Here is an 11166-nt window from a genome sequence, read left to right on the forward strand (position 1 = left end):
CCCGCCCGGGCCCGGTACCCGGCCCGTGGCTTTGGCGGCGAAACCGGTCCCCGCGGGGGGGCCGCGCGGGGGGGGGGGGCGGGGGGGGGGGGGGGCGGGGGGGCGGCCGCCCCCGCCCCGCGCCCGGACCTGTACGCCAGGGACGTCAGCCGCTGACGCTCGCGGAGCCGGTCTCCAGGTGGCCGGTGAAGCGGCGCGACCAGGTCGCGTCGGAGTCCACCGTGACCGTGAAGTCGTACCAACCGCCCTGGTAGGCGACGGCGTTGAAGTAGTCCTCGACCGAGGCACCGGCGGCGACCTGATAGCTCCAGGGGCCGTCGGTGCGGTAGTTGTTCGAAGTGATGGTGAACTTTACCGGCGCCGAGCCCGAGTTGGTCATCTTGAACCAGACGGCGAGCTTGCCGGTGCCGGGCTCCACGGTGTAACGGGTGCTCACCTCGGCCGACTTGCCGGCCTTGGTGGCGTCGCCCTGGAAGCGGCGCAGGAAGCGGTTGGGGCCGACCATGCTCAGGTCGTACTTGCCGCCGCCGAACCCCGTGCCGATGTCGAAGTAGTCGGAGGCGGTGCCGCCCGCGGCCACCGTGTACTGCCAGGGCGTGGTGTCCCGGTAGGCGTTCGGGTGGAGGGAGAAGTGCGCCGCCCGGGCGGCCGGGGCGCCCTGGTTGGCCATGGTGAACCAGGCGCGGATGGTGCCGGACGTCCCGAACTCCAGGTGGTCCAGGTACCCGTTGGGCTGGTAGGGCAGCGCACGGGCCGGGCGGGTACCGGACTCCTGGGCGGGCAGGGCGTTGGTGGTGGGCACCGGGTTGGGCAGCGGACCGCAGGTGGCGTAGCCGATGACGTTGGTCGGGGGCAGGGAGACGGCGCCGTGAACCGGGTTGGCGAAGTCGAAGACGCCGGTCAGGTCACCGCTCACGGTGCGCCGCCAGGCGCTGATGTTGGGGCAGCTCGCGGGCTTGCCGAGGGCCGCGGTCCAGGTCTCCAGGAAGCGCAGCACGGAGGTGTGCTCGAAGACTTCGGAGGAGACCCATCCGCCGCGCGTCCAGGGCGAGATGACGATCATGGGGACGCGGAAGCCGAAGCCGTACGGCACGCCGTTCAGGAACTCACCGGCCGTGCCGGCGGGCGGTGCCGGGGGCGGGACGTGGTCGAAGTAGCCGTCGTTCTCGTCGTAGTTGAGGAACAGGACGGTCGAGTCGAAGACGTCCTCGTCGGCGGCGAGGGCCTGGTAGACCAGATTGACGAAGTGGGCGCCGTCGCCGGGCGGGGCGTAGGGGTGTTCGGAGAAGGCCTGGTTGGCGACCACCCAGGAGACCTGCGGGAGGGTGCCCGCGACGACGTCGGCCCTGATGGCGGCGGCGATGTCGTCGGGGGTGGAACCCGTCGCCTTCGGGACCGAGGCCATGCCCCGGTCGTACAGCGGGTTGCCCGCCTTGGCGCCGGCGAAGTTCTTGAAGTAGGCGCAGCCGTTGTCCCCGTAGTTGTCCTGGGCGTTCTGGTAGACCTTCCAGGTCACTCCGGCGTTCTGCAGCGCCTCGGCGTAGTTCTGCCAGGTCAGGCCGGACTCGTCACCGCCGTCATAGCTGGCCGGGTCGACCTTGCCGCTCCACAGGTAGGTGCGGTTGGGGCCGGTGGCGCTGAGGGTGGAGCAGAAGTAGGCGTCGCAGATCGTGTAGTTGTCGGCGAGCGCGTAGTGGAAGGGGATGTCGGAGCGGTCCAGATAGCCGAGGGACCGTACGTTGCCTACTCCCGCGACCCAGTTGTCGAGGCGGCCCTTGTTCCAGGCGGAGTGCTGGGAGGACCAGGAGTGCGGCAGGTCGCCGTTGCACTGGGCCAGGGTCTCACCGTCCTGACCGCCGGCGTCGGGGGTCGCGCTCAGCTTCCAGGGATACTGGCGGCCCGAGCCGTTGGGCTGGTTGAAGACCGGGTAGCCGCCGCTCAGGGTGATGCCGCTGCGGTCCGCGAAGCCGCGGACACCCTTGAGGCGCCCGAAGTAGTGGTCGAAGCTGCGGTTCTCCTGCATCAGGACGACCACGTGCCGTACGTCCGAGATCGTGCCGGTCGCCGTGGTCCGGGCCGCGGCCGCCGTCCGTGGGCCGGCGGCGCCCACCGCCATGCCCGCCGCCACGGAAGCGCCCAACCCCACAAAGCCTCTTCGGCTGATCGGTGTCATTCGCCCCGTCCTCGTCACCGGTGTGCCCCTGTGACACACCGTGCGCAAGGGTGCACGGGGCATTCATCAGGGTCCGGACCGGAGCGGTGAGGCGGAGTGAACAGAAGTCAAAGTACGCGTCGGTAGCGCCGGATCCCTCTCACACACCGCCGAACAGCGTGCTCAGACCCCGCTCCACGACCGCCTCGACGTCCTCCTCCCCCGGCGCCACCACCTCGTGGGTGCGCTGCAGGAAGCGGACGAGCGCCTGGGTGTCGAACTGGAGCAGGGCGAGCCCGTGCGGCGAGTGGAACTCCACGGCCGTACGGCCCCGGCCGCAGGGCCAGATGTGCACGTCCCCGCGCCCGGCGGGGACATCGAGACCCTGGTCCAGCAGCGAGCGCGCGAAGGTCCAGGTGACCTCCTCGCCGCCGAGGGTGACCTCGGCGGGGAAGTCGACGAACACGGCCAGCGGATCACCGGAGGTGTACCGGAGCGTGGCGGGCACCGGGACCTCCTGGTCCTCGGCGGTGATCAGCCGGGCGCGGGCGGGTTGCTCGAAAGTGATGTCCATGCCTGTAGGACTCCATAGGTGCCCCTCGCATGACGCGAAATCCGGACAGAGTTGCCGCGGTTGGCCGAGACCCCGAGACTGTGAACACAGGCACGTCGAACAGTCGCCCGAGCGCGACATGAGGACCCTTGAAAGTAAGTCAAGTCGCGTAGTCCGCCTACGACTTGCCCCACCCGGCCGCGTACGTCTTTCATAGCGGTCCACCAGCCCGTGAAGACTCTGGCATATGCCAGAAGCACCACCGTATCGGGTGTTGCCAAATCCCTTACGGGGCGTCGCAGGCTGTGCAACAGTCGTAACCGGTCCCCCGCCCGTCCTGGCCGTACCGTCCCCGCATCGGAGTGCGTCATGCCGTCCCATGTCTCCGCGGACCGCCCCGCCGCCCAGCCGCCCGGGCGCGGCTCGGTCGAGGCGTTGATATCGCAGACGCGGCGGCTCAAGGGTGACGTGGACGCCGTACGACGGGACACCCGGAGCGACGGTTCGGACCCCCGGGACCGCTGGCAGCGAGCGCTGTACGACCTGGCCCTGCATCAGCTCAACGATCTGGACGAGCACCTGGCGCAGTTGCGGGACGGCCCCGCGGCGCTGCCGCCCGGGCCTGTGCAGCGGTCGGCGCCGGCCGACATCCCGCACGGTTCGCTGCTCAGCCGGGTCGGCAGCGCGGAGTGGAACCTCCTGACGGACGAGGCCAGTTGGTCCGGCGAGCTCTACCAGATCCTCGGCCGCGACCCGGCCGCGCCCGCGCTCACCCTCGACGAACTGCCCGCCATGGTCCTGGACGAGGACCGGCCCGGACTGACCGCGATGGTCACCGACTGCCTCGTCGACGCCAAGCCCATCGACGGAGAGTTCCGCGTCCTGCGGCCCGACGGGAACGTTCGGACCGTGCACATGATGGGCGAGCCCGTGCTCGGCGGCGACGGCAGCACCGCCTCGATGTGGGCCGTGCTGCGGGACGTCAGCGAACTGCGGCGCAGCCAGCGTACGGTGCGCGAGACCTGTGACTCGATGCGTCATCAGCACCGGCAGGACCGGACCGAGCAGCGGCTCGCGGCCGAACTGCAGCAAGCCGTGCTGCCGCCGGGGCGCAGTGCGCTGCGGCTGCCACGCGGGGGCCCGGGCACCCTCGACGCCGCCGCCCGCCATCTGCCGTCCGGGGCCAGCGCCCTGCTCGGCGGCGACTGGTACGACGCGCTGGACCTGCCCGACGGCGACACCCTGCTCAGCGTCGGCGACCTCACCGGGCACGGTGTCGCCGTCGCCTCGGGCATGGCGATGCTGCTGGGCGCCGTACGCGGCATGGCGATGGCCGGCGCCCAGCCGGGGGACCTCATGTCCCTGCTGAACCAGTTGCTCGACGCGACCGTGCAACCCGCGCTCGGCAGCGCCGTCTGCTGCCGCTACCGCCCCACGACCCGCACCCTGACCTGGGCCCAGGCAGGGCACCCCGCCCCGCTGCTGTTCCGCGACGGGACGGGGTGCGTGCTGAGCGCGCCGGACGGCGTACTGCTCGGCGCCACCTCGGGAGCCGGTTACGGGCAGGCCGAAGTGACCCTGGAACCGGGCGATCTGCTCCTGCTGCACACCGACGGACTGTTGCCCGGGCACAGCGCGGCGGACTCCCTGGACCGTCTCCTCGGCCTGTCCCCGCGGTTCGGGGCGGCACCCACCGCCCAGGACTGTGTCAGGGCCGTGCTCGAGGAGTTCGGCGAGACCGAGCGCGAGGACGAGGCCTGCGTGCTCATCGCCAAGGTGAGTGAATAAGGGCGGCTGCCGCCACCCGGATCGACCGGTGCGCCTGGATGCGCACAGGCCCCCTATGCCTGTGCGCTGTTGTTCGTCCCCCTGTTCCTGGCCTTGGGCAGGGCGAGCTTGATCTCCTCGCGCAGGTCCTGGATCCTCGGATAGCTGGAGTATTCGGCGGTGAGCCGGTACATCTGGCGCAGCCGGTCCCAGGTGCGGTGGGAGGAGTTCGATCCCATCGACACCAGGGCCAACCGCGCGTAGTGGCCCGCCTGTTCGGGGTCGTCCGCGATGAAGCAGGCGGAGGCCATGGAGAGGAAGTCGAAGATCTTCGACCGCTCCTGCATGCTGTCGGCCCTCAGAGTCAGGGCCTTGTCCGCATAGTGCCGGGCGTGCACGGCCGCGCTCGGGTCATGGTCGGCCAGCGTGCGGTAGGCCAGGGCCTGCATGCCGTACAGATCCGCCTCGTTGAACATCTGCATCCAGCTCGGCGGCGGCACATCGCTGCGGTCCGAGACGAAGAGGCTCTCCGCCTGACCGAGGGTACGGCGCATCGCCTGGCCCTTGCCCATCGACGCCTGCGCCCACGCCTCGATGGTGTGGAACATCGCCTGGGTGCGCGGCAGCACCTCGTGGCCCGAGCCGGACTGGGCGAGTTTCATCAGGTCGAGCGCCTCGTCGGGCCGGCCGATGTGCACCATCTGGCGAGCCGCCCTGGAGAGCGCCTCCCCGGCACGCGGCCGGTCACCGCCCTCACGGGCCGCGTGGGCGGCGATGACGAAGTACTTCTGGGCCGTGGGCTCCAGGCCGATGTCGTGCGACATCCAGCCCGCGAGCACGGCGAGGTTGGCGGCGACGCCCCACAGGCGTCGCTGGAGATGGTCGGGGTGACGGTAGGCGAGCATGCCGCCCACTTCGTTGAGCTGTCCCACCACGGCCTTGCGCTGCAGCCCGCCGCCGCGGGCCGCGTCCCAGGCACGGAACACCTCGACGGAGCGCTCCAGTTCCTCGATCTCCTCGGATCCGATGGGGGCGGCCTCGTAGCGGTCGAACCCAGCGGGGTCGGCGTGCAGAGGGTCGTCGAGGACGGGGGCGTCGGCCTTCAGGGTGGGGTCGGTGTGCAGCCAGTCGTACATGGCGCTGCTGAGTACGGATCCCGCGGTGAGCGCGGCACCCGCGCCCACCAAGCCGCGTCGGTTGAGCATGAGGTCCATTCCCGTGAATTCGGTGAGGACCGCGGCGGTTCGTTCGGGCGCCCACGGCATGCCGTCGGGATGTTCCACGTTCCCGTCGTCCGGCCGTTTTCCCGTACGCCCGTGCCGTACCAGACCGAGGTCCTCGATGGTCACGACACGGCCGAGACGCTCGGTGAACAGGGCCGCCAGCACCCGCGGCACCGGATCGCGCGGGATCTCTCCCGTGTCGATCCACCGCCGCACCCGGGAGGTGTCGGTCGCCAGCTGGGGGTGGCCCATCGCCGCCGCCTGCCGGTTGACCAGCCTCGCGAGTTCGCCCTTGGACCAGCCGGCCAGGCCGAACAGGTCCGAGAGACGGGTGTTGGATTGTCCGCTCACGTCAAGCCCCCAGGTTCTCGGCTGAGTTGACAGTAGCCCCGTGACGATTGCCGGGCGACTATTCGCCACGGTTCGCCAGGGTGCGCCAGATGGTGTGCCACTGGGCAACGGGTGTCAGGTAGGAACGCGCCACCCCGACCCGGTCACCACTCGACGGGCACACTCCCCAGGGTGTGCCCGGGCGGCCGGGCCGGGTGGGCGCCGAGGACCTCTCGCAGGACTTCTCAGGCAGGCACCGCAGGTACACGAAGGGATCTGTATCGCCCATGTACGCAGCATCGTCCTCCGTGTCCGCCCCGCCCCGGACGCTGCGCCCCCGCCCGGCGGGCAGCGGACCCTATCTCGACCCCGCGCGTACAGGGGCCGCCGTACCGGTCGTGGGCCGGCAACGGCGCGCCGCGGGGCCAGGCACCCAACCGCTCAGCGGGAGACTCGACCTGTCCGGCCCCCAGGGCGCACAGCTGCGCACCGCCATTGCGTCGGTGCACCGGATCTGCCCGGAGTTCGCTCCGGTGCAGGTGCTGCGGCGCTCCGGGCGGTCCGTGATCCTCGTCGGGACGACAGGGCGCAGCACGGCCGTAGCCAAGTGTCTACTGGACCACTCCCCCGCCTGGGCGGAGCGGATCCGCCACGAAATAGCTGCATACCGCTCGTTCGTCCGGCAGCGGCCTCCGATCCGGGTTCCGCGGCTGATCGCGGCGGACCCGGACAACTGCACGCTGGTGATCGAGCGGATGCCCGGTCGGGTGGCGGCGGTACAGCGTCACCCGGCGGAGGCTCCGCCCCGGGCGGACATCCGGGCCGCCCTGGGCGCGATCTGCCGGCTGAACGCCTGGCGGCCCCCGGCCGGTACCTTCGACGCCCCGGTGGACTACGCGGCCCGTATCTCCCGGTACCACGAGCTGGGTCTGCTCACCGACCGGGACATGGGTGACCTGCAGAAGCTGCTGCACGGCATCGCGGTCGCGGCGGGCCGGCAGGGGATGGGCCAGTTCTGCCACGGCGACGCCCTGCTGTCGAACATCCTGCTGTCGCCGGCCGGTCCGGTGCTGGTGGACTGGGAGCACGCGGGCTGGTACCTGCCGGGGTACGACCTGGCGACGCTCTGGTCGGTGCTCGGGGACGCTCCGGTGGCGCGTCGTCAGATCAGCCAGATCGCCCAGTCGGCGGGGCCCGCGTCGCGGGACGCCTTCCTGGTGAACCTGATGCTGGTCCTCACCCGGGAGATCCGGACCTACGAGACCGCCGTGCAGCGTTCGATGCACGACGCGACCCCGGCGGCACAGGGTACGGCCCATCCGGGTGCCGCGCCGACCGGCGAGGAACAGCGGCTGCTGCTCCGGCGGCTGCACGACGACTGCCAGCTGGCCCGCCGGGCCGTGCGCGCGGCGGTCGGCACTCGCTGACGGGGACGAGAAATCCGCGGTGCGCTCAGGGCAGCTGCGCGCCGCGGATTTCTCGGATGGCCGTACCGTTCACAGGTGTACGCCACTGACGCCGCGCAGGCCGGGAGCCTCCGGCGCGAAACTCCCACGATCATCGTATGACATGGGAATTCTCCCTCCTCTGGGCATGATTGACGGATCGTCGGCAAGCCGGTACCACTGAGCCACGCTCAGCCCCGCACGCCCCGCCGCGCTCGATCGCCCCAGGAGGCCGCATTGCGAGGATCCGTCACCGAGCCAGCACCCACTCGTGGCGGCAGACATATGCGGAGGGCGGCCGCTGCCGTCGGTTCCGCGGCGCTGCTGTTGCCGTTGCTGGGTGCCGCTCCGCCGCCCGGCGAGACCTCGTCGTCCGCCGGACTGCTCCAGCGTGCGTTCGCGTCCGCTGCCGCCGAGTACCACGTGCCGCAGAGCGTTCTGCTGGCCGTCTCCTATCTCCAGTCCCGCTGGGACACCCACGGCGGCGCGCCGAGTGTGACGGGCGGCTACGGCCCGATGCACCTCACCGACGCGCGCACCGCGCTGGCCACCACCACCGAGCACTTCGCCGACGGCACCGAGGACGCCCGCGGCGACAGCGCCCGCCCGGCCTTGCACCCCGGCGTCAAGGTACCGGCGAACTCCGCGCTCCCGGCCCGCCTCAGAACCCTGGTCCGGGCCGCCGGGCTGACCGGCATCCCGGCGGCGGAGCTGCGCACCGACCCGGCGGCGAACGTGGCCGGCGGCGCCGCCCTGCTCGCGTCCGCCCAGCACTCCCTGCACCAGCCGCTCAGCGCCGACCCGGCCGACTGGTACGGCGCGATCGCCCGCTTCTCCGGCGCCGACGACTCGGCGACCGCGGCGGCGTACGCGAACGACGTGTTCGATGTCCTCCACACGGGCGAGGAACGCACCACCGACGAGGGACAGCTCGTCGCCCTCGCCGCCCGGCCGGAGCTGAAGGCCGACAGCGCGCAGCTGAAGCTGACCGGGCTGCGCACCGTGGCGGCGGACGACACGGAATGCCCGACAACGGTGTCGTGCGAATGGATCCCGGCGCCCTACGAAGAATTCGGGGACAACGACTACGGCAACCACGACCTTGGCGACCGGCCGGCCTCGCAGAGCATCAAGTACATCGTCATCCATGACACGGAAGGCGCCTGGGACGGGACCATCAACCTGGTCCAGGACCCGACCTATGTGTCCTGGAACTACACCATCCGCTCGACCGACGGTCTGATCGCCCAGCACGTCAAGGCGAAGGACGTGGCCTGGCACGCGGGCAACTGGTACATCAACGCCAAGTCGATCGGCATCGAGCACGAGGGCTTCCTCGCCGCGCCGGACGCCTGGTACACGGAGGCGATGTACCGGTCGTCGGCCCGGCTGGTGAAGTACCTGACCACCAAGTACGGCATCCCGCTGGACCGGCAGCACATCCTCGGCCACGACAACGTGCCGGGGCCGACCACCTCCACGATCCCCGGGATGCACACCGACCCCGGCCCGTACTGGGACTGGCGGCACTACTTCGAGCTGCTGGAGCACCCCTTCAAGCGCACGGCGGGCAAGAAGGGCGGTCTGGTGACGATCCTGCCGGACTACGCCACGAACCAGCCGACGTACACCGGTTGTGTCACCAGCGGCCAGCCGTGCGCCGCGCACGGTTCCAGTGAGGTACGGCTGTACTCCGACCACGACGAGAGCTCGGCCCTGATCAAGGACATCGGCCTCGGCAGGACGCCGACGGCCGACGTGAACGATCTCTCCTCGCGGGTCTCCACCGGCCAGCAGTACGCGGTGGCGGACACCTGGGGTGACTGGACGGCGATCTGGTACCTGGGGCAGAAGGCCTGGTTCAAGAACCCCGCGAAGGCGCCGACGGCGGTGACCGCGGCGGGGCTGGTGGTGACGCCCAAGGCTGGCCTGACCAGCATCCCGGTGTACGGCCGTGCCTATCCGGAGGCGGCCGCCTACCCCTCCGGGGTACCCGCGCAGGCGGTGTCGGCGCTGCCGTACACCATCCCGGCGGGCCAGGAGTACGTGGTCGGTGACGCGGTGCCCGGCGAGTACTACTACGCGGTCACCTTCGACACCGCCTCGCACCGGGTCGTGGTCGGCAAGGACCTGTACTACGAGATCCAGTACGGCCACCGAGTCGAGTTCGTCCGCGCCGCCGACGTGACGGTGGCGCCCGCCAGCCGGTGGGGGCGGCGGTAACCGTCGTCAGCCCTGCTGGAACAGCTCCGCCGGGAGCGGTTTCAGCAGGGCGTACAGGTCGTCCGTGATCGGGCGGTCCCAGGCGGCGATGGTCACGAGGACGCCGTCGCTGCGGTCGAACTGGACGCAGGAGATCCGGCTCTCGGAGAGCTTGAGGCGGCGCACGATCAGCAGGTTGTCACCCTGCAGCACCGGCATGTCCTCGGTGCCGACGACGGTGACGTCCTCGTCGTTCTCCAGCGCGAGCAGGAGCTGGCCCACCTCGAAGGGGACCTCGTCCTCCGTGACCTCGCGGGCCGGGGAGCCCTCGGGGAGGTTGCCGATGATCATCGCGGGGCCGCGGCCGCCAAAGAGGTCGTAGCGCAGGAAGACGCCCTGGCAGGTGCCGTCGGGGGCGGGCAGCAGCCCGGCGCCGAGGTTGCCGGGCCAGTCGCCCGGGTCCATGGCCAGTACGTCGAAGTCGGGGCCGGCGGGAGTGGCGCTGCGGCGACGGAGGAACGACATGCGGTCCATGGTACGGGGCCGCGGCGCTTTCCCCACCGCCGCGCCTCCTCGGGAACGTCAGGAGAAGTGCACGTCGCTCAGGTCGATGCTCACCATGACGTGATCGTGGTCGGGACGTCCGTCGGGCCCGCGCAGATACGCGCGACGCCTGGTCGGGAACCTGATGCCGTCCCCCTCCTCGAAGTCGGTGACGTACTGGGCGGCCGCGAAGCCGCCGGCGATGTCCACGTGGTAGTCGTGCCGTCGGAGGAGAAGGTCGTCCCCGAAGTAGAAGTCCTGGACCGTGCTGTGGCTTGCGACGGCGTCCGGGAAGGTGACCCGCAGACGGCGCCAGGCCTCGGTCGGCGATTCGGTCCATGGTTCCTTTTCCTCCACGGCCATGCCGTCCATGATCATGAAGAACGGTGTGGTCAGGTACGTCCACAGCGCGTAGCCGTTGAAGTAGGCACGGTCCAGCGGATCCCAGGGGGTGTCCAGGACGTGCCCCGAGAACGACTTGCGCGGGTCGAGACGCTCGGCGACGACCGTGCCGTCACTCCGCATGATCGCCACCCGGCCGGGCGTGAAGTCGGTGTGCTGTTCGGGGGAGCCGAAGGGGCTCACCGACGCGCGTTCCTCGTGCAGGCCGATGGTCATTCGGCGCGGCTGGAGGTCCTGAGGCAGGCCCTTGGACGCGAAGAGTTCGCCGTCGCTGACGATGGTGGCCGTCGCGGTCGTCAGCCGCTCCCACCGCTGCACGCCGCCGTGGGCCTCGAGAATCTCCGAGAGCAGGCCGCTCATTCCTTCTCCTCAACCCGTGGGCGGACACCATCGCGCTCCAGGCATGCGGGGCGGCACCCTCGAACACGACAACGTTCCAACGAAACGCACCGTCCCGCATCCCGTGCCGTCCGTGGCCGGCGGACGACCTCACCACGAGACTCGGGACAGACCAAGCCCGCGATGTATCGGAGGCGGCCCCGCACCTCT

At 70.8% G+C, this 11166-nt stretch carries 8 protein-coding genes; 3 read left to right on the forward strand and 5 right to left on the reverse strand.

Translation table 11 applies throughout. The features are described from left to right. Positions 1-145: 145 nt before the first annotated feature. Both ACWGJB_RS35855 and ACWGJB_RS35860 read right to left on the reverse strand, forming a co-directional pair. Positions 146-2173, reverse strand: a complete 2028-nt coding sequence (locus tag ACWGJB_RS35855) for a phosphocholine-specific phospholipase C (RefSeq protein ID WP_453384218.1) — start codon at positions 2171-2173, stop codon at positions 146-148. Positions 2174-2312: 139 nt separating this feature from the next. Then, a complete protein-coding gene (locus ACWGJB_RS35860) occupies positions 2313-2726 on the reverse strand; it encodes an SsgA family sporulation/cell division regulator (RefSeq protein WP_351707504.1) in 414 nt (137 codons plus the stop codon). 348 nt (positions 2727-3074) lie between these two features. Between ACWGJB_RS35860 and ACWGJB_RS35865 the strand changes: the two genes are divergently transcribed. Then, positions 3075-4493 (forward strand): PP2C family protein-serine/threonine phosphatase, encoded by a 1419-nt coding sequence (locus tag ACWGJB_RS35865; RefSeq protein ID WP_453384219.1) that lies wholly within the window; start codon positions 3075-3077, stop codon positions 4491-4493. A gap of 53 nt (positions 4494-4546) precedes the next feature. On the opposite strand, the gene ACWGJB_RS35870 is transcribed toward ACWGJB_RS35865, so the two are convergent. Further along, positions 4547-6046 carry a DNA-binding protein NsdB gene (locus tag ACWGJB_RS35870; RefSeq protein ID WP_453384220.1) on the reverse strand — a complete coding sequence of 500 codons (1500 nt, stop codon included), beginning with the start codon at positions 6044-6046 and terminating at the stop codon, positions 4547-4549. A gap of 266 nt (positions 6047-6312) precedes the next feature. Here ACWGJB_RS35870 and ACWGJB_RS35875 point away from each other — a divergent pair, with 266 nt between their 5' ends. Together ACWGJB_RS35875 and ACWGJB_RS35880 are read left to right on the forward strand one after the other, a co-directional pair. Beyond that, the gene (locus ACWGJB_RS35875) at positions 6313-7452 is read left to right on the forward strand and encodes an aminoglycoside phosphotransferase family protein (RefSeq protein WP_453384221.1); all 1140 of its coding nucleotides are present in this window, start codon (positions 6313-6315) and stop codon (positions 7450-7452) included. Between the two features lie 255 nt (positions 7453-7707). Continuing rightward, positions 7708-9693, forward strand: coding sequence for an N-acetylmuramoyl-L-alanine amidase (locus ACWGJB_RS35880; RefSeq protein ID WP_453384222.1), 1986 nt, complete (start codon positions 7708-7710; stop codon positions 9691-9693). Positions 9694-9699: 6 nt separating this feature from the next. On the opposite strand, the gene ACWGJB_RS35885 is transcribed toward ACWGJB_RS35880, so the two are convergent. Together ACWGJB_RS35885 and ACWGJB_RS35890 are read right to left on the reverse strand one after the other, a co-directional pair. Next, positions 9700-10197 carry a hypothetical protein gene (locus ACWGJB_RS35885; protein WP_453384223.1) on the reverse strand — a complete coding sequence of 166 codons (498 nt, stop codon included), beginning with the start codon at positions 10195-10197 and terminating at the stop codon, positions 9700-9702. A gap of 57 nt (positions 10198-10254) precedes the next feature. Continuing rightward, a complete protein-coding gene (locus ACWGJB_RS35890) occupies positions 10255-10977 on the reverse strand; it encodes a hypothetical protein (protein WP_453384224.1) in 723 nt (240 codons plus the stop codon). Positions 10978-11166: the final 189 nt, after the last annotated feature.

The organism is Streptomyces sp. NPDC054813 (genome assembly GCF_053611365.1).

Coding starts and splice junctions, on each gene's coding strand:
- ACWGJB_RS35855 (WP_453384218.1), bottom strand. CDS start 2,173: ATGACACCGATCAGCCGAAGAGGCTTTGTGGGGTTGGGCGCTTCCGTG.
- ACWGJB_RS35860 (WP_351707504.1), bottom strand. CDS start 2,726: ATGGACATCACTTTCGAGCAACCCGCCCGCGCCCGGCTGATCACCGCC.
- ACWGJB_RS35865 (WP_453384219.1), top strand. CDS start 3,075: ATGCCGTCCCATGTCTCCGCGGACCGCCCCGCCGCCCAGCCGCCCGGG.
- ACWGJB_RS35875 (WP_453384221.1), top strand. CDS start 6,313: ATGTACGCAGCATCGTCCTCCGTGTCCGCCCCGCCCCGGACGCTGCGC.
- ACWGJB_RS35885 (WP_453384223.1), bottom strand. CDS start 10,197: ATGTCGTTCCTCCGTCGCCGCAGCGCCACTCCCGCCGGCCCCGACTTC.
- ACWGJB_RS35890 (WP_453384224.1), bottom strand. CDS start 10,977: ATGAGCGGCCTGCTCTCGGAGATTCTCGAGGCCCACGGCGGCGTGCAG.